At 69.2% G+C, this 17,069-nt stretch carries 16 protein-coding genes; 4 read left to right on the plus strand and 12 right to left on the minus strand.

What is annotated here, in order from left to right:
• Window position 1 precedes the first annotated feature (1 nt).
• The 7 genes from AC3RXZ_RS12835 to AC3RXZ_RS12865 all read right to left on the minus strand — a co-directional run bounded on the left by AC3RXZ_RS12835 (window position 2) and on the right by AC3RXZ_RS12865 (window position 7,747).
• Window positions 2–949 (minus strand): aldo/keto reductase, encoded by a 948-nt coding sequence (locus tag AC3RXZ_RS12835; RefSeq protein WP_243229473.1) that lies wholly within the window; start codon window positions 947–949, stop codon window positions 2–4.
• Window positions 919–1,704, minus strand: a complete 786-nt coding sequence (locus AC3RXZ_RS12840; protein WP_243229474.1) for an RraA family protein — start codon at window positions 1,702–1,704, stop codon at window positions 919–921. Before AC3RXZ_RS12840 ends, AC3RXZ_RS12835 begins: the two co-directional genes overlap by 31 nt.
• A complete protein-coding gene (locus AC3RXZ_RS12845) occupies window positions 1,701–3,623 on the minus strand; it encodes a DUF8034 domain-containing protein (protein WP_491494277.1) in 1,923 nt (640 codons plus the stop codon). Before AC3RXZ_RS12845 ends, AC3RXZ_RS12840 begins: the two co-directional genes overlap by 4 nt.
• 2 nt (window positions 3,624–3,625) lie before the next feature.
• Window positions 3,626–4,477, minus strand: coding sequence for a carbohydrate ABC transporter permease (locus tag AC3RXZ_RS12850; RefSeq protein WP_243229476.1), 852 nt, complete (start codon window positions 4,475–4,477; stop codon window positions 3,626–3,628).
• Window positions 4,477–5,439, minus strand: a complete 963-nt coding sequence (locus AC3RXZ_RS12855) for a carbohydrate ABC transporter permease (protein WP_243229477.1) — start codon at window positions 5,437–5,439, stop codon at window positions 4,477–4,479. Before AC3RXZ_RS12855 ends, AC3RXZ_RS12850 begins: the two co-directional genes overlap by 1 nt.
• 61 nt (window positions 5,440–5,500) lie before the next feature.
• Window positions 5,501–6,763 carry an ABC transporter substrate-binding protein gene (locus AC3RXZ_RS12860; RefSeq protein WP_243229478.1) on the minus strand — a complete coding sequence of 421 codons (1,263 nt, stop codon included), beginning with the start codon at window positions 6,761–6,763 and terminating at the stop codon, window positions 5,501–5,503.
• 114 nt (window positions 6,764–6,877) lie between these two features.
• Complete coding sequence (locus AC3RXZ_RS12865) at window positions 6,878–7,747, minus strand: sugar phosphate isomerase/epimerase family protein (RefSeq protein ID WP_243229479.1); 870 nt, start codon at window positions 7,745–7,747, stop codon at window positions 6,878–6,880.
• A 190-nt stretch (window positions 7,748–7,937) separates the two neighbouring features.
• Between AC3RXZ_RS12865 and AC3RXZ_RS12870 the strand changes: the two genes are divergently transcribed.
• The 3 genes from AC3RXZ_RS12870 to AC3RXZ_RS12880 are packed head-to-tail and all read left to right on the plus strand — an operon-like array spanning window position 7,938 to window position 11,505.
• On the plus strand, window positions 7,938–9,440 hold the full coding sequence (locus tag AC3RXZ_RS12870) for a sugar ABC transporter ATP-binding protein (protein WP_243229480.1): 1,503 nt from the start codon (window positions 7,938–7,940) through the stop codon (window positions 9,438–9,440).
• A complete protein-coding gene (locus AC3RXZ_RS12875) occupies window positions 9,440–10,471 on the plus strand; it encodes an ABC transporter permease (protein WP_243229481.1) in 1,032 nt (343 codons plus the stop codon). Before AC3RXZ_RS12870 ends, AC3RXZ_RS12875 begins: the two co-directional genes overlap by 1 nt.
• A 32-nt stretch (window positions 10,472–10,503) precedes the next feature.
• Window positions 10,504–11,505: an ABC transporter substrate-binding protein gene (locus AC3RXZ_RS12880; protein ID WP_243229482.1), complete on the plus strand. Its 1,002-nt coding sequence runs from the start codon at window positions 10,504–10,506 to the stop codon at window positions 11,503–11,505.
• Between the two features lie 69 nt (window positions 11,506–11,574).
• Here AC3RXZ_RS12880 and AC3RXZ_RS12885 read toward each other — a convergent pair whose 3' ends face one another.
• Genes AC3RXZ_RS12885 through AC3RXZ_RS12905 form a run of 5 tightly spaced genes read right to left on the minus strand, consistent with a single transcriptional unit; the run spans window position 11,575 to window position 16,482 of the window.
• Window positions 11,575–12,522, minus strand: a complete 948-nt coding sequence (locus tag AC3RXZ_RS12885) for a phosphotriesterase family protein (protein ID WP_243229483.1) — start codon at window positions 12,520–12,522, stop codon at window positions 11,575–11,577.
• Window positions 12,519–13,442, minus strand: coding sequence for a shikimate dehydrogenase family protein (locus tag AC3RXZ_RS12890; protein ID WP_243229484.1), 924 nt, complete (start codon window positions 13,440–13,442; stop codon window positions 12,519–12,521). The genes AC3RXZ_RS12885 and AC3RXZ_RS12890 overlap by 4 nt, the downstream gene beginning before the upstream one ends.
• The gene (locus AC3RXZ_RS12895) at window positions 13,439–14,401 is read right to left on the minus strand and encodes an NAD(P)-dependent oxidoreductase (RefSeq protein WP_243229485.1); all 963 of its coding nucleotides are present in this window, start codon (window positions 14,399–14,401) and stop codon (window positions 13,439–13,441) included. The genes AC3RXZ_RS12890 and AC3RXZ_RS12895 overlap by 4 nt, the downstream gene beginning before the upstream one ends.
• Entirely contained in the window at window positions 14,398–15,897 is a 1,500-nt protein-coding gene (gene xylB / locus AC3RXZ_RS12900) for a xylulokinase (RefSeq protein ID WP_243229486.1), read from the minus strand. Before xylB ends, AC3RXZ_RS12895 begins: the two co-directional genes overlap by 4 nt.
• Before the next feature lie 9 nt (window positions 15,898–15,906).
• Window positions 15,907–16,482, minus strand: coding sequence for a glucose-6-phosphate isomerase family protein (locus tag AC3RXZ_RS12905; RefSeq protein ID WP_243229487.1), 576 nt, complete (start codon window positions 16,480–16,482; stop codon window positions 15,907–15,909).
• Window positions 16,483–16,660: 178 nt separating this feature from the next.
• Here AC3RXZ_RS12905 and AC3RXZ_RS12910 point away from each other — a divergent pair, with 178 nt between their 5' ends.
• On the plus strand, window positions 16,661–17,023 hold the full coding sequence (locus AC3RXZ_RS12910; protein WP_243229488.1) for a VOC family protein: 363 nt from the start codon (window positions 16,661–16,663) through the stop codon (window positions 17,021–17,023).
• The last annotated feature ends 46 nt before the right edge of the window (window positions 17,024–17,069 follow it).

Below are 17,069 nucleotides of genomic sequence, written 5' to 3' on the forward strand. Positions count from 1 at the left end.
GTCAGCCCGCGGCGATGCGGTCGAGGCGATCCCAGAGCGACTCCGGGATCGCGCTCGTCGCGGCCGCGGCGAACGCAGCGACCTCGTCGGGCGTCCGAGCGCCGACGACGACGCCCTCGACGTCGTGGCGGAACGCGAACTGCACGGCCGCATCCGTCAGGCTGACGCCGGCCGCTCGGCAGGCGTCCTCGAGACGCAGGGCTGTCGCGACCATCTCCGAAGGAGCGGGGTGATAGTCGAAGTACGGCGCGCCGCGCGGATCGGCGAGCACGCCCGAGTTGTAGACGCCGGCCGCGAGGATCCCGACCCCGTGCGCCGCGGCGGTCGGGAGCAGGTCGTCGAGTGCGGTCCGGTCGAGCAGCGTCAGTCGGCCGGCCTCCATGATCACGTCGACCGGCGCCTCGGCGGCGAACCGGGTCAGCGGTGCGGTGCGCACCATCCCGACGCCCAGCGCGCGGACGACCCCCTGCTCGCGCAGTTCGACCATCGCACGCACGGCACCGGAGAGCGCGGCATCCACGTCCTCCGGATCGTGCAGGTGCAGCAGGTCGATCCGGTCGGTGCGCAGCCGTCTCAGACTCCCCTCGACGCTGCGCCAGACGGCGTCGTAGCCGACGTCGCTGATCAGGCCGGCGCCGCTCGCACCGGCGGGCACCTCGGCTCCCTCGTCGTCGACGATCATGCGGCCGACCTTGGTCGCGATCGTCACGGTGTCGCGGTCCACGTCCGCAAGCGCGACGCCCAGCCGGCGCTCGCTCTCGCCGGCTCCGTAGTTGGGCGCGGTGTCGAAGAACCGGATGCCATGGGCGAGCGCGGCCGCCACGGTGGCGACGGCGTCCTCATCGGCGACGGGACTGTAGAGGTTCCCGATCGGGGCGCAGCCGAGGCCGAGATCGTCGCGGAATCCCGCCGCGGGGGTCAGCGGACGGAGCTCTGCGCGGAACGCCATGCCTCGTACTCCTCACGGCTGTCCGGGGTCAGCGGGTAATAGTCGCTCAGGCGGGCGCCCTCGTCGAGGCGCTGACGGCTGAAGCCCTCCCATTCTTCATGGTCGCGTGCCGAGTCGACGACGCTGGACGCCATCGCCTGCGGCACGATGACGGGGCCGTCGTCGTCGGCGACGACGAGGTCGCCGGGCATGCACAGCGAGCCGCCCACGGCGACCGGGACGTCGTAGCCCCACGGGGTCAGCTCGGACTGCGACGCGTAGTGGGGTGTCGTCCCGGTGGACCACACCGGGATGCCGAGCTCGCGGATCTTGCCCGAATCGCGGATGCGTCCGTCCACCACGATGCCCGCTCCGCCCTTGCGGGCGAAGTAGCGCGCGAGGATGTCTCCGATGCAGCCCGAGAACCGGCTCCCGTAGGCCTGGATGACGAGCACGTCGCCCGGCTGGACCGCTTCGAGGACGTGCCACAGGGCCGTGTGGCGTTCGGCGTACTCCTGACCGTGTCCGGAGGCCAGGTCCTCCCGCTGCGGCATGAACTGCAGCGTGAGCGCCGAGCCCACCACCCGCTGGCCGGGGGAGAGCGGAACCGGTCCGTCGACATAGCTGCGACGGATGCCGAGACCGTGCAGCTTCGCACATGCCGTGGCCGAGGACACCTGGTCGAAGGAGGACATCAGCTCGGCGGACGGCCGCTCGTACGCCGGTCCCCGGACGGGAAGCGCGAAGTCGGGCCGGATCAGAGGGGTGTCGCTCATGGTGTTCCTTCGTCGGTGCGATGGTGCGGTGCGGAGTGCGTCCGCGTGAGGGTGAGTGTCAGTTCGGCGGCGTGCGCGGGCGCGAGGTCGACCGTCAGCGTGCCGTCCGGGCAGTCGACGACGATCGAGGTCGAATCGGTGCGGGTGCCGGCGTATGCGCCGCTGGATCCCGGGTAGCCGTCGTCGCCCTCGCCCGTCATGACGGCGGACGTGATGCTCTCTCGCGAGAACCGGCCGGGCAGGATGCGAACGCGCCGAGCCCGTGTCGTGGACGTGTTGACGAGGCGGATGCCGAGGAGGCCGGGTTCCCGCCGGTCCACGAGGGCCGCGACATCGGGCGGGAGTCCTGGGCGATCGCGGTCCGCATCGGCGTAGTCGACGGCGGAGAACGGCAGGCCGCCGTTGTAGAGCACCTGCGGGGTCCCCGTGATCAACTGCGAGAGCACCTCGGTGACCACCGGGTTCACCCGCTGCCAGAAGTGCAGGTGGGCGCCGTCCGGGTCGTCGCCGTCCGCGCGCATGAGCGCCGCGCGCCGGGCGACCTGACCGAGCGCCATCGCGAGCGCCCGCTCGGGGTAGTCCGGAAGATCCCCGCTGAGGAAGCGGACCCAGCCGGCCTCGTGACCGGCCTCCTCCTTGTCGCGGAACGCCGGCACCGGATCAGCGGTCTCCGGAAGCGCGGCGATCGCGCGATCCAGGCGCGCCCGGTCGGCATCCGACCCGGTCCACCACCACAGCCAGGTCGGCAGATCCAGCTGGAGAGGACCGTGGTCGAACCAGCCGTGGATGCCGTACCGGTACGGCACGAGCAGTGCCTCGTCCGAGGCGGCCTCGCCCAGGCGGAACATCCACTCGCCGCGCAGGCTGTACTCCGAGTCGGCCACGCTGCCTCGGATGCCGCGGTCGAGCACGGTGTCGAGCATCGTGCGCACCAGGTCGAGCGGAGCGTCGTCTCCGCTGACCAGGGCGGCGTTCAACGCGCCGATCATCGCGCCCATCGCGACGGAATGGAGCCCGTGCGGCCAGGCCCAGCCGTAGTGGCCGCCCCACCAGCGACCGTCCTGCAGGCCGCCGACCGTGCCGTCCGGGGCGACGTTGTCCGGCAGCAGACCGCCGTTCGCCCTCGCTCGCTCGACCCACCCCTCGACATAACGGATCACCCAGGCGGCGGCCTCGGCATCCTGGTCGTACAGCCACGCGTTGACGACCAGCGAGGTGGAGGCGAGGTTCACCGCGACGTCGCCGGCCGCCCGCCGCTGCATCTCCTCGGCCATGCGGCGTGCGTTCTGGGGATCCGCGAGATCCTCCCATTCCGCGATCCCGTCGACGCCGTGCACGGGCAGCCCGTAGGGGCGCATCTCGGCCAGGGCCGCCGAGTACGGACGCGGCCCTCCGTCCTCGAGGCCCGGGCGGGCACCGAGTGCGCCGTTGTGGGGTGCGCGGATGATGTTGTGCTCGGGGTCGTAGTTGCCGTGCTGCGGGTCGAGGTACAGCCGGGCGAATCTGCGCGCGCGTTCGGCGAAGCGCTCGTCGCCGGGATCGGCAGCGCAGATGCCGAGGAACAGCAGCGCCGATTCGCCCTGGTGGAACCAGTCGTAGCCGTTCTCGTACTCGTCCGTGAGCATGCCGGCCGCGGTGAGCTGCGAGGTGACGCCCTCCCAGTGCCGCTTGGCATCCGCCAGCACGGCATCGGGCCCGCCCAGCAGATAGAACGCCGGCCAGTTGAAGAACGGCTCGTACAGGTCGTCGACGCCGTCGCGGTCGTCGAACGCCGCGATGCCCCGCAGGCTCCCGTCCGGGTTCGTGTAGCGCTCGACGAACAGTTGCCTGGCGTCCTCGATCTCGTCGAACAGGCGTCGCTGCAGCACGGCCCACGCCGGGATCGCGCGCAACGGCGTCGTGTGCGAGGTGGTCGTCATCCTCAGCCCTTCGTCGCACCGGTGACGAGGCCGCCGATGATGTGGCGCTGCATGACGACGAAGAAGATCATCGCCGGCAGAACGGCGAGCAGCAGCGTCGGGAACACCACGGTGTAGTCGGTGGCGAACTGCCCGACCGCGGCGTAGACGCCGGTGGTCACGGTGTAGATCCCCGAACTGGGTCCGAGGATGATCTGCGGGCTCACGAAGTCGTTCCACACGCCGATCGAGTTCAGCACCACGACCGTGGCGACGATCGGCCGCATGACGGGGAAGATGCACGACCAGAAGGCCCGGATGCGTCCGGCGCCGTCGAGGGCCGCGGCCTCGTCGATGTCGCGCGGGACCGTGCGCAGATAGGCCGCGAACAGGAAGATCGTGACCGGCAGCGTCGCCGCCGTCTCGAACAGGATGAATCCGGGGATGGTGTTGATGAGTCCGAGCAGACGCAGCACGAAGACGACGGGGATCAGCGTGACCTGGCCGGGGATGAACAGCCCGGACACGAACAGGAGCAGCAGCCCCATGTGCCACTTAGACCGGCCCCGCGCGATGACGTACGCGACGGGAGCCGCCAGCGCGATGCAGCAGACGTTGACGAGCGCGACGAAGAACAGCGTCACGCCGTACGCCGCGATGACGTTGAACTTCGAGCTGGTGATCGCGGCCCAGAGGTAGTCGAACGTGAACGTGGCCGGGTCGAGGCCGAGCGGGTTCGCGATGATCTCGGCCTGCGGCTTGAAGGCGTTGATGACCATCGTGTACAGCGGGACGAGCATGAGCAGCGCGACGGCGCCGAGGATGATCCAGCGGACGACCCGGGCGGAGACGGGAGCGGAGGTGCGGGCGCTCATCAGTCGGTGACCTTTCGCTCGGCGCGGCGGCGGATGAGGGTGACGCTCAGTCCCAGCACGGCGGTGACGATGAGCAGGATGACGGACTGCGCGGCGCCGAAGCCGAGGTTCGAGTTGGCGAACGAGTCCTTGAGGATCTGGTAGACGATGGTCTGCGTCGAGCCCGCAGGTCCGCCGTCGGTCAGCGACAGCACGATGTCGTACACCTTGAGCAGTCCGACCAGGGTGAGGACGATGTTGACTGTGAAGACCGGGGCGATGAGCGGGAGCGTGATGTTGCGGAACTGCTGCCAGCGGGTCGCTCCGTCGACGGTGGCCGCCTCGTAGTACTCCACCGGCACCGACTTGATGCCGGCGAGGAAGAGGATCATGTTGAACCCGAAGTGCGACCAGACGATCGTGAAGATGACGCATGCCCGGGCGAAGTCCGGCTCGACGAGGAACGGCATCGCGGGAAGACCCAGCGTGGTCAGCATCCCGTTCACGGCGCCCTCGGGCGCCAGCATCGCCGACCACAGGAAGCCGATGATCAGCGCGCTGATGACGTAGGGGTAGAAGAAGATCGTGCGCAGCAGGGTGTTGGAGCGGCCGGGGCCGGAGATCAAGGCGGCGATCGCGAGGCCGACCGCGTTGCAGAGTACGGTGCCGATCACGGCGATGATCGCGGTGAAGATCGCCGCGTCCACCGAGCGCGGGTTGCGGAACGCCTTCAGATAGTTGTCCCACTCGACGAACGTGAAGTTCAGGCTGTAGCCGTTCCAGTTCGTGAAGCTGAGCACGAACGCCAGGATCATGGGGATCACGAACATCAGCAGGAACACGATGACCGCCGGTGCGGCCATGAGGAAGCCGGGGAAGGCGTGGCGTGCGCGGGCCGCTGCGGACTTCGCGCGCCGCGGCGGCGGAGGAGGCGCAGCCGCCGGGGCGACGGTGTCCGGTGGGGCGATCATGGTCTGGCTCATCTTCGAGATCCTCTGTCCTGCGGGCCCCGGGTGCGGCGTGCGCCGCACCCGGGCTCCGTCCTCAGTTCGCGTTCGCGAGGAACCACGCGTCCATGGCGTCCAGCACGTCCTGCGGCGGGGTGCCGCCGATCAGCGCCTGCGTCTGCGTGTTGAGCTCGTTGGAGTACTCCGACGGCACGGTGCGCTCGCCGTATCCGTTGCCGGTCGGCGTGTACGCGTCGGCGGGAGTGTCGGCGACGATCGCGAGCAGCTCCTCGCCCAGCGGGGTCATCTCGTACTCGTACCCGTCGCGGAAGTTGCCGTCGACGGCGAGCTGGCTGCTGACGGCGTCCTGGTCGGTGACGAGGAACTCGATGAGCTGGGCCGCAGCGTCCTGGTGCTCGCTCGACTTCATGATCGAGTAGGGGCTCGCGATGTTCGCCCCCATCGACGGCTGGGTGCCGTCGTCGAACGCCGGGGCGCGGAAGACGCCGATGTCGGCGGACTCGGCGGCGCCGGCCTGCGTCCCGGCGAACCAGCTGCCCATCGAGTACACCGCGGTCTCGCCGGACAGGAACGCCTGCTCGGCATCCGGGTACTTGATGCCCAGGGCGTCCTTGGGGATGTAGCCCTCGGCCACCCAGTCGGCGTACGTGTCGACGGCATCCGCATAGGTCTCGCTGAAGGTCAGCTCTCCCGAGCTCATCTCCTGGAACCAGTCCGGGTACTCGGGGATGATCGACGGCAGGCCGATGGCCTGCAGCGTGTGGCTGGTCATCCAGTCCCCGCCGGTCTGCACCGGGGTCCATCCGGCGTCCTGCAGCTTGCCGAGCGCCTCGGTGAGCTCGTCGACGGTCTTCGGGAGCTCGGTGATGCCCGCCTCGGCGAAGGCGGTCTTGTTGTAGAAGAACAGGCTCTGCAGCTGCACGCCGATCCCGGCCATGTAGTACTTGCCGTCGATCGAATACTGATCGGCGAGCGGCGCGGACGTCGCCCAGTCGTACTCTGACAGGTCGACCAGCTCAGCTGCCAGCTCGGTGGTCGGGGCCATGGACTGGACGATGTCCGGCGCGTCGCCGGCCGCCAGCAGACGCGGCACTGCGGCGTGCACGCCTTCGGCTCCGGGGTTCTGGATGACGACGTCGATGTTCTCGTGCGCCTCTTCGAACGGCGCGACGAGCTCGTTCCAGTACTCCTCGGTGAGGTTCGGCGTGACGTTGACGAGCATGCTCAGCTCGATCTTCTCGTCGCCGTCGCCGGACGGGGTGGACGTGGCGCAGCCGGCCAGGCTGAGCGCGGCGACCGAGGCCAGGCTCAGCGCCGTGAGGTGACGGCCCTTGATCATCGTTGATCCTTTCGTGGTGCACGGGAGGGGGGATACCGGGAACATTACACTAATCGATAATCGTTTGTGAAGTGTTCGCCGGCAGCCCGTCCCACCGCCCACGGCGGGATCGGCTCAGTGCATCGCGATGGTCCGGACGGCGTGCAGTCCGTCCCGGATGAAGCGGTTGGCGTGCGCGGCCAGATCGTCCGAATCCTGCCAGAGGTTCCGCCAGATGCCGAGCGTGTTGCTCAGCTCGGCGCTCACGACTGCGGATGAGAACGATTCGAACACCACGGGACCGTCATAGTCGATCCGCTCCAGCGCACGGAAGAAGCTCGCGAAGTCCACGCTTCCGGTGCCGAGGTAGCCGCGGTGGCTCTCGCCGATGTGCACGTAGCCCAGGCGCCGGTCGGCATCGAGCACCGGCTGGAACAGGTCCGACTCCTCGATGTTCATGTGATACGTGTCCAGATGCAGGGAGACGTCGTCAGAGCCGATGCCGTCCAGGAAGCGAAGTCCGCCGCGTGAGGTGTTGAAGACATTGGACTCGTAGCGGTTGACGACCTCCAGGGAGAGCCGGATGCCGCGATCGGCGGCCCTGGTCGCGAGACGTCCGATCGCCTCCTGGCTGTGCGCGATCCCGCGCTCGCTCGCGGGCTCGCCGTACTTCCGCATGGCGGAGTAGATCACGCCGCACAGCACCTCGCCGCCCATCGCCGCGACGTGGTCGAGGCAGCGCTCGAGCAGCTCTTCACCGGCGCGGACGACGCCGGTGTCCTCGCTGGACAGGTCGGTGGCGGCCGTGAGTCCGAGGGATGCCGTGACGGCCAGCCCGTTGTCGTCCAGCATCCGACGCGCGAGAGCGGAGTCGAAGCCGTCGACATCCATCAGGGGGATCTCGATGAGGTCGAATCCGGCTGTCCTGACCCCCTCGATCGAACGTCGCAGCCCCGCCTCGTCGAAGGTGCCGGTGAACACCAGTGCATGCGCGCCGATGAGCATGATCCCTCTTCTCCGCGCACGTCCCTCGTGCGCCTCGTGATGAAGATGTTATTACAGGTCTTCCCTCACGGACGATCGTTAGATACATTTAGGTACAACTTGCGGTGAAATCGATCGCAAGAGAGAATTGATCGGATGTTTCGACCCGAAGAAACATCGCTACGAAACCTCCAAGGGAGCAGGTGACAGCATGAGCGATCCCATCCTCAGGGTGGAAGGCATCAGCAAGGGGTTCCCCGGCGTGCAGGCGCTCAAGGACGTGCACCTCGAAGTGCGCAGCGGCGAGGTCCTGGTCCTCGTCGGCGAGAACGGCGCGGGCAAGTCAACGCTCATGAAGATCCTCTCGGGCATCTACACGCGCGACGAGGGGACGATCACGTTCGAGGGCCGCGAGGTCGAGCTGACCAGTCCCCTGCAGGCGCAGCAGCTCGGCATCACGATCATCCATCAGGAGATGAACCTCATGCCCGACCTCACGGTCGCGCAGAACATCTACATCGGCAGGGAGCCGGTGTCCGGCGGGTTCCTGTCCGAGCGCAAGCTCAACCGGCAGACCGCCGAGCTGCTCGAGCGCCTCGAGATCGATCTGGATCCGCGTCAGCAGGTGGGCGAGCTCACCGTGGCCAAGCAGCAGATGGTCGAGATCGCCAAGGCGCTGTCGTTCAACGCCAAGGTGCTCATCATGGATGAGCCGACCTCCGCGCTGACAGACAGCGAGGTCGAGACGCTGTTCGCCTTGATCGAGCAGCTCCGGGCGCGCGGCACGGGCATCGTCTACATCTCGCATCGCATGGACGAGCTCAAGCGCCTCGCCGACCGCGTGACCGTGCTCCGCGACGGCACATACATCGGATCACTGGAGAAGTCCGAGATCAGCATCCCGACGATCATCGAGATGATGGTGGGGCGGGCGATCGATGAGGGCACGCGTCCGACGGCCCGCGAGCACCAGAACGATCCCGTCGTGCTGGACGTGCAGAACCTGTCGACGAAGTCGCTGCTCAAGGACGTGAGCTTCCAGCTTCACAGGGGCGAGATCCTCGGCTTCGCCGGACTCATGGGGGCCGGGCGCACCGAGACCGCCCGAGCCGTGATCGGCGCCGACCACCGCGACGGCGGGACCATCGCGATCGGCGGCAGGCAGGTGCGCATCCGCCATCCCGAGGATGCCGTGAAGCACGGCGTCGGCTACCTCTCCGAGGACCGCAAGCTCCTTGGGCTCATGCTCGAGCAGGACGTGACCTTCAACACCGTGCTCGCGTCCCTCAGCACCTACGCCGGCGCCATCGGCTGGATGCGCGACGGCAAGGCGAAGAACCAGACCAAGCAGTACGTCCAGCAGCTGCGCGTGAAGACGCCGTCGGTGAACCAGATCGTCAAGCTGCTGTCCGGCGGGAATCAGCAGAAGGTCGTGATCGCCCGCTGGCTGATGCGCGACTGCGACGTCCTCATCTTCGACGAGCCGACCCGAGGCATCGACGTCGGCGCGAAAGAGGAGATCTACCGCCTGATGCAGCAGCTCGCGGCATCCGGCAAGTCCATCATCGTCATCTCATCGGAGCTCCCGGAGATCCTCCGCGTCGCGAACCGCATCGCCGTGTTCGCGAACGGCAGGATCACCGGAACGCTGCGCAATGAGGAAGCCACTCAGGAGAAGATCATGCACCTCGCAGCCCACGGGGAGGAAGAGTGATGAGCACGCCAGAACAGTCCGGGTCGACGACGACCGTCATCCAGCAGGCCGTGAACGAGAACACCGACAAGCGCGACGTCTCGGGGTTCCTCAAGCGCCAGCTCCAGCAGTCGCTGGCGTTCGGCACGCTCGTCGTGCTGGTGATCTTCTTCGCCATCGCGAGCCCGAACTTCTTCACGTTCAGCAACATCGCCACCGTGCTGCTGTCGACCGCCGTCATCGGGATCCTCGCGCTCGGGACGACCTTCGTCATCATCACCGGCGGCATCGACCTGTCGATCGGGACCGGCATGGCGCTGTGCGCCGTGATGACGGGCGTCTTCATCACGAACTGGGGGCTGCCGGTCTGGGTCGGCGTGCTCGGCGGCATCGCCACCGGCGTGCTGATGGGGTTGATCAACGGCGTGAACGTGACCTTCCTGCATCTGCCGCCGTTCATCGCGACCCTGGCGATGATGATGATCGCCGGCGGACTCGCCCTGGTGATCTCGGGCGTCGCGCCCATCTACTTCTCGACCTCGGCCCCGGACTTCAAGCGCATCGCGCTGGGGACGATCATCCCCGGCATCCCGAACGCGGTGCTCATCACGGCCGTCCTCGCGATCATCGCCGGTCTCGTGCTGTCCAAGACCCTGCTCGGCCGCTACACGTTCGCGATCGGCTCGAACGAGGAGGCCACCCGGCTGTCGGGCGTCAACACGCGTCGCTGGACGATCCTCGTCTACATGTTCGCCGGGGCGTTCACCGGCGTCGCCGGCATCGTCATCGCCTCGCGCCTCGATTCCGCACAGCCGCAGATCGGCACGGGGTACGAGCTGCAGGCGATCGCGGCCGTCATCATCGGCGGCACCTCGCTGCTGGGCGGTCGCGGATCCATCATCGGCACCGTGATCGGCGCGCTCATCATGAGCGTGCTCGTCAACGGCCTGCGCATCCTGTCGATCCAGACGGAATGGCAGAACGTGGTGGTCGGCGTCGTCGTCCTGCTGGCGGTGTTCTTCGACTCGCTCCGCAACCGGCAGCGCACCTGAGTCCCTCACCCACAACAAACAAAGGAGTTTCCATGCGATTCGGTAAGAAGACCGCGTTCGCGGCGCTCGTCGCCGCCTCCGCCCTCGTCGTCGCGGGCTGCGCCGGTGGCGGCGACGTCATCGAGGAGGGCGGCGGGGCCGACACCGGCAGCGGTGACGGCGAACTGTACGTCGCGCTCGTCTCGAAGGGCTTCCAGCACCAGTTCTGGCAGGCCGTCAAGAAGGGCGCGGAGGAGAAGGCCGAGGAGCTCGGCGTCGAGGTGACGTTCGAGGGGCCCGCGGCCGAGACCGAGATCGCCCAGCAGCTCGAGATGCTGACGGCCGCGATCGACAAGAACCCGGATGCCATCGGCTACGCCGCGCTCGACCCCGAGGCGTGCATCGCGCCGCTGGATCAGGCGGCGGCCAAGGAGATCCCGGTCGTGTACTTCGACGCCCCGTGCGACAGCGAGGTGGGCCTGAGCCTGGCCGCGACCGACAGCAAGGTCGCGGGCGCTCTGGCGGCCGAGCACATGGCCGAGCTCATCGGCGGCGAGGGAGAGGTCGCGATCGTCGGCCACTCCCAGATCAACTCCACGGGTGTGGAGCGCCGCGACGGGTTCGTGGAGAAGATCGAGGCGGATTACCCCGACATCGAGATCGTCGACATCCAGTACGGTGACGGCGACCACCTGAAGTCGGCCGACATCGCGAAGGCCATGATCGCCGCTCACCCGGACCTCAAGGGCATCTACGGCACCAACGAGGGATCCGCGATCGGCGTCGTCAACGCCGTGAACGAGCTGAACCTCGAAAAGGGCAAGCTCACGATCATCGGATTCGACTCCGGCGCCGCCCAGATCCAGGCGATCAAGGACGGCACGATGGCGGGCGCCATCACCCAGGACCCGATCGGCATCGGGGCGCGCACGGTCGAGTCGGCGGTCGCCGCGGCCAAGGGCGAGGAGATCGACGAGTTCTACGACACCGGCTCGTACTGGTACGACGCCGAGAACATCGACGACCCGGAGATCGCCGCAGTCCTCTACGAGTGATCCGAGCCGGAAGGGGCCTCGCACTGCGCGGGGCCCCTTCCGCATGCCCGGGGCGGCGAACGGGACGGCTCAGGCGAGATCGAGCAGCCGTGCCGGGTTCGTCACGAGCATCCGGTCCACGGCCTCGTCGCCGACGACGACCCGCAGACGCGGCAGGTAGCGCTCGCCGAGATAGGCGAGCCCCGGCATCCCGCCGTAGGCGATGTAGCGCGTGCGACGGGCGACGTCTCCCCCGAGCAGGATCCGCTCCCCTCCGCCGGCATCGACGACGGCAGCGGTCAGCGACAGCAGCTCGGCATCCGAGCGCGTGCGGGGGCGCGCGAAGCCGTCGTAGCCCAGGTAGGCGCCGCGCTCTGCGAGCGAGGCGTGCAGCCCGGCATCCGGGTCGCGATCGGCATGCGCGAGCACGATCCGATCCGCCGACACCCCCTGCGAGCCCAGCACGTCGAGCACCTCGTGCGCTGCGGTGCAGAACTCCAGATGCACCATGATCGCCGCGCCGGTCGTCGCATGCGCGGCAGCCAGGGCGTCCAGGGTGATCCGCTCGAAGGGGCTGATCCGCCAGTAGTCGATCCCGCCCTTGAGGATCCCGGCGCGCACGGGCTCGCCGTCCGGGCCGAGAGCGCGCGGGCCGGTCGGCTCGGCGTCCGAATGCGGCTGGCCGTCGACGATCTCGGCGGTGAACGAGGTCGCCAGCTCCGACACCGTCGCATCGCGCGTCGGATGCCCCGCCGCATAGTGCGCCTCGCGGTGGCGCCCCGCCGTCGCGACGATGCCGAGCCCGGTCGCCGAGCTGATCCGCGCCAGCGCGGACGGATCGCGACCGAGACCGAACGGCGTGGCGTCGATCATCGTGCGGAAGCCGCTGCGCCGCAGCATCCGCGCCTCCGCGCCTGAGGCCGACTCGTCGTCGAGCTCGTCCCCGGGAAGCAGCGGCGAGACCTGGAACAGGTGCTCGTGATAGTCCACCGTCCCCAGGACGGCCGGATCGACGTCGCCGAGGACGGTGCGGATCATCGTCGTGCGACCTCCGCGGCCCCCGCGAGACGCTCGACGATCTCGGGCGTCAGCGTGAGCTCGAACACGTCGGCCACGACCTGCGACCAGCCGTGGATGAAGTAGCGCCAGCCGTCCACGACGTGCAGGCCGCGCTCCTCGGCGATCGCCTGCGCCTGGTGCAGGAACTCCAGCGAGCCGCGGTAGTTGAACTCCCAGACGTACGCGCCCTCGGGGAACACGACATCGTCCGGCAGGGGAGATCCCGGGCGGTCCTTGCCCAGTCCCGTCGCGTTCACGATCAGGGATCCGGGTGCGGCGGCGGCGACGAGTGCCGCCGCATCCTGCGGGGTGTCGGTGCGCACGGTGCGGATGAGCTCCTCGGGCGTGCCGTGCTGGCGGTGCACCTCGCGCAGATGCTCGAGCTTGTCGTCGTCGCGGGCGGTGACGGTGACCTGCGAGGGGGCGTCCGCCCGCTCGGCCAGCGCCCAGCTCAGCGCCGTGCCCGAGCCGCCGGCGCCCAGGATGACGACCTCGGCGCCGGTGCGGGTGAAGTGGTCGGCGGGAAGGAAGTCGTTCAGGGCGAGGTCGACCGTGATCGGGTCCTTGGCGCGGCCGGACAGTCGTGTCCCGCGCTTGGCGATGCTCGAGATCTCCGAGCACGAGACGGCGAACGGGTCGAGCTCGTCGAAGAGATCGGATGCCGCGGCGTACACGTTCATCTTGTGGGTGGTCACGAGCGCTCCGCGGTGATGGGGGTCGTCGCGGATCTGCTCCACGAGGGCGCGGTACTGCGCCGGGCTCGCGTCGAGCGGCAGGTCGTGTCCGACGAGCGTGCGCGTGGGCAGCCCCAGGATGTCGGCCCACAGCGGGAACACCGTCATGATCGAGGAGGATGCGGTGCTCACCCCGACGAAGCCCATGTGGTCGGAGTCGGTCATGGCGTCCCCTTTCGGACGAGGAAGCGCGGGGTCTCGCCGCGCAGCGCGGCCAGGACGTCGTCGAGGGACATCGATCCCATGTTGTCGACGGCCTGCGTGGTCTGGGCGCCCAGGTGCGGCGTGATGGTCACGACCGGCGCCAGGTCCGCGGCCAGCAGCGGGCTCGAGGAGGCGGCGGTGTCTCCGGCGAGCGTGTCGGCGGCGTAGCCCGACAGGCGACCGTCGCGCAGGGCCGCGGCCACGGCGCCCTCGTCGACGAGTTCGGGACGTGCGGTGTTCACCAGCACGGAACCGTGCCGCATTCCCGCCAGGCGGGCGGCGTCGACCAGTTGCTGTCCCCCGGGCGCGTGCAGCGTCACGACGTCGGCCGTCGTGAACAGGTCGTCGAGCGGCATGGGCTCGGCCCCGGCGTCAGCGATGACCTCGGAGGGCAGGAAGGGGTCTGCGGCGAGGATGCGGCAGCCGAAGCCGCCGAGCCGGCGTGCGACGCCCTGACCGATTCGCCCGAACCCCACGATGCCGGCGACGGCGGCTCCGAGCTCGCGGCCGCGGCGCACGGCCCAGTCGCCGCCGCGCACCCGGCGATCGCCGTCGGCGACGAAGCGGAGTGCGCTGAGCATCAGGCCTACGGCGTGGTCGGCCACGGCATCCGCGTTCGCTCCCGGGGTGTTCGTGACGATCACGCCGGCCTCGGCGGCGGCGTCCAGGTCGACCGCCTCGGTGCCGACGCCGTAGCGGGCGACGATCCTCAGCTTCGGGGCGGCGGCGAGATGAGCGGCCGTGACCGGTCCCGTTCCGGCGATCCACGCGTCCGCGCCGTGCAGCAGAGCCCGGAGCTCGTCGAGGTCATGGTGCGCCGGGCCGCGCATGACGCGGTGCCCGGCGGTGTGCGCCCGGCGCTCGAGGTCGAGGTCGCCGTCGGAGAACGAGCGGCTGGTGACGAGGATGGTGCCCATCATCGGCCTCCGCCGGGTGCCGCGGCGAACCAGCCCGCGAGCGCCGTGTAGGCGTCGGCGAACCGCGAGTGCCGCTGGAGGTAGGCGGTGTGCCGGTCGGTGTGCGGAACGAACTCGGCCGTGACCTCGCTGAGGGCCCGTGCCGCCGAGAAGTCGGCGAGGCCGAGTCCCACGGCTCCCGTGACGGCGGCGCCGAGGCTGTTCGCCTCCTCGACGATCGTGCGACGCCGGACGGGCACGCCCCAGACGTCGGCGAGGATCTGCAGCCAGGCGTCGCTCTGCGCCCCGCCACCCACGGCGTCGATGCGGTCGATGGCGGCGCCGGCCTGCCGGAACGCCTGGATGCCGGTGAGGAGGTTGAACGCCACGCCCTCGAGGACGGCCCGCACCAGATGCGCCCTGGTGTGGTGCCTGCCGATGCCGACGAAGGCGCCACGGGCGGCGGGATCCCAGTGCGGCGTGCGCTCGCCGAGCAGGTACGGCAGGAAGTAGAGGTCCTCGGTGTCGAGGTCGCCTCCGGCGTCGACGGCGAGCCGTGCCGTGTCGGGGTGCGCGGGATCGGGGGAGAGGGCCTCGGCGATCCACTGCAGAGACGCGCCGCCGGCCTGCATCGTCGCGGTCGGCACGAACCCGCCGGGGACGACGTTGTCGAAGGTGAAGGTGCGAAGGCCCGGATCGTGCAGGGGCTCCGCACTCGCGAACGAGATCCACGACGACGTGCCCAGGCACACGTAGGCGCCGTCCTCCGGGGCGACGATGCCCGACCCGACGGCCGCCATGGGCCCGTCGCCGCCGCCCATCACCACGCGCACCGCGGCGGGAAGGCCCAGGGCGGATGCCGCGGCATCCGTCAGCGTGCCGGCGATCGCCGTGGAGTCGAGGATCTCGGGGAACAGGTCGCGGTCGAGGCGAGCCGCCCGCAGCACCTCGTCGGACCAGTCTGCGGCGGCCTGGTCGTAGGCGTTCGTGCCGCTCGCGTCGGAGCGGTCCGTGGCCAGCCGTCCGGTCAGACGCAACACGACGTAGTCCTTCGCGACGCAGAAGCGGCGCACCCGCGCCCAGACGTCGGGTTCCTCGTCGCGCACCCACATGACCTTCTCGACCGAGTAGGTGGGATTGAGTCGGTGGCCGAGCACCCGGTAGGCGTGTTCGGCGCCCAGCGCCCGCTCGAGCTCGCGCTGCTGCGCTCCGGAGCGGGTGTCCGCCCAGATGATGGCCGGGCGTACGGGCTCGCCTTGGGCATCGAGGAGGACGGCGCCCATCATCTGGCCGCTCACGACGAGACCGGTCACGTCGAGGGGGCGCGTTCCGGTGCGCTCGATCAGCTCCCGTGTGGCGGTCACCACGGCATCCCACCAGTCCTGCGGGTCCTGCTCCGCGACCCCGCCCGCGGCGAACCGCGCGGGGTAGCCGACCGTCACCGACGAGACGAGACGTCCGTCGTCGTGGTGCAGCGAGGCCTTGTTCCCGGTCGTGCCGAGATCGTGCGCGATGATCACGGGGCGAGCCTAGGCCGAATACGGGCGGAGTTCGGCGCCGTTCTCGGAGCGGTAGGCGCGGGCGCCCATGCCGTGCTCGAGGACCCAGCCGTAGTCGTGCCCGGCGCCGCCGGGATACACGGCGAGGAACGCGTAGGGCTGGTCTCCCGTGTTCACCGAGCGGTGCGCCCATCCGGGCGGGATGTAGCCGATCGTCCCGGGGAGCATGTCGAGCCATTCGGTGCGCTCGCCGTCGAACATGAGGAGGCCCCCCGTCCCGGTCAGCGCGAGGTAGATCTCGCCCTGGTGGTTCGGATGCTGGTGCCCCTTGGTCATCCACAGCTCACCGGAGGTGTCTCCCGGCATGATCGTCGTGATCGACTGCGGCAGCTCCCGGTCGACCTCGGGCACGGGGGAACTGGTCACGGTGTAGACGACCGGGTTCTCGCCGGCGGATGCCGCGGCCCACGCGTCGCGATCGCGGAACAGCCCTTCGAGGTCGGACATGCGCCGAGTGAGGGTCGGCCCCTCGGGCGAGAGCGTGAGGTTCTCGGCGTCGAAGGCGATCGCCAGCGGCGAGATCGGCGGGGTGTGGAACTGGGGCATCGGTGCTCCTCGGGCGATCCGGAGGCTCGTCGTGAACGAGGACAAGCCTGTAATGACAAGCAGTGTACCTGTTATTACAGGTTCGGACAACACATCCCCTTGTCCGCGAGGAGCCGGGAGAGGAGACTGGCCGCGCCGGGGAGGACGTGCGCAGAGACGAACAGAGAGAAGGTGGGCGATGGCACACGGAGACATCACTCATATCGACATCCCGGTGAGCGACGTGGCGCGCGCCACCGAGTTCTACTCCGAGCTGTTCGGCTGGAGTCTGGCGGAGATGCCCGGCTTCGAGGGGTACCCCATGTGGCGGGCGCCGAACGGCATCTCGGGAGGCGGGCTGGCCCAGCGGGAGGACGGCTTCACACAGCCGCGCTCGTACGTCGAGGTCGACTCGATCGACGACGTGATCGCGGCGGCTGTGAAGGCCGGCGGATCGGTCGAGATCGCGAAGCAGCCGATCACCGAGACGAGCGCGGTCGCGGTCATCGTCGATCCGGACGGCAATCGCATCGGGCTGTTCGAAGGAGTCGTCAGCGGCTGATTCTGTATACGTTGCCACGGATTGAATGGCGCGATTGACGCCATGG

It is taken from the genome of Microbacterium cucumeris (assembly GCF_058349845.2).

What these genes read in the sequence shown, in the direction of transcription:
- AC3RXZ_RS12835 (WP_243229473.1), bottom strand. Translation starts at nt 949, where the DNA reads ATGGCGTTCCGCGCAGAGCTCCGTCCGCTGACCCCCGCGGCGGGATTC.
- AC3RXZ_RS12840 (WP_243229474.1), bottom strand. Translation starts at nt 1,704, where the DNA reads ATGAGCGACACCCCTCTGATCCGGCCCGACTTCGCGCTTCCCGTCCGG.
- AC3RXZ_RS12845 (WP_491494277.1), bottom strand. Translation starts at nt 3,623, where the DNA reads ATGACGACCACCTCGCACACGACGCCGTTGCGCGCGATCCCGGCGTGG.
- AC3RXZ_RS12850 (WP_243229476.1), bottom strand. Translation starts at nt 4,477, where the DNA reads ATGAGCGCCCGCACCTCCGCTCCCGTCTCCGCCCGGGTCGTCCGCTGG.
- AC3RXZ_RS12855 (WP_243229477.1), bottom strand. Translation starts at nt 5,439, where the DNA reads ATGAGCCAGACCATGATCGCCCCACCGGACACCGTCGCCCCGGCGGCT.
- AC3RXZ_RS12860 (WP_243229478.1), bottom strand. Translation starts at nt 6,763, where the DNA reads ATGATCAAGGGCCGTCACCTCACGGCGCTGAGCCTGGCCTCGGTCGCC.
- AC3RXZ_RS12865 (WP_243229479.1), bottom strand. Translation starts at nt 7,747, where the DNA reads ATGCTCATCGGCGCGCATGCACTGGTGTTCACCGGCACCTTCGACGAG.
- AC3RXZ_RS12870 (WP_243229480.1), top strand. Translation starts at nt 7,938, where the DNA reads ATGAGCGATCCCATCCTCAGGGTGGAAGGCATCAGCAAGGGGTTCCCC.
- AC3RXZ_RS12875 (WP_243229481.1), top strand. Translation starts at nt 9,440, where the DNA reads ATGAGCACGCCAGAACAGTCCGGGTCGACGACGACCGTCATCCAGCAG.
- AC3RXZ_RS12880 (WP_243229482.1), top strand. Translation starts at nt 10,504, where the DNA reads ATGCGATTCGGTAAGAAGACCGCGTTCGCGGCGCTCGTCGCCGCCTCC.
- AC3RXZ_RS12885 (WP_243229483.1), bottom strand. Translation starts at nt 12,522, where the DNA reads ATGATCCGCACCGTCCTCGGCGACGTCGATCCGGCCGTCCTGGGGACG.
- AC3RXZ_RS12890 (WP_243229484.1), bottom strand. Translation starts at nt 13,442, where the DNA reads ATGACCGACTCCGACCACATGGGCTTCGTCGGGGTGAGCACCGCATCC.
- AC3RXZ_RS12895 (WP_243229485.1), bottom strand. Translation starts at nt 14,401, where the DNA reads ATGATGGGCACCATCCTCGTCACCAGCCGCTCGTTCTCCGACGGCGAC.
- AC3RXZ_RS12905 (WP_243229487.1), bottom strand. Translation starts at nt 16,482, where the DNA reads ATGCCCCAGTTCCACACCCCGCCGATCTCGCCGCTGGCGATCGCCTTC.
- AC3RXZ_RS12910 (WP_243229488.1), top strand. Translation starts at nt 16,661, where the DNA reads ATGGCACACGGAGACATCACTCATATCGACATCCCGGTGAGCGACGTG.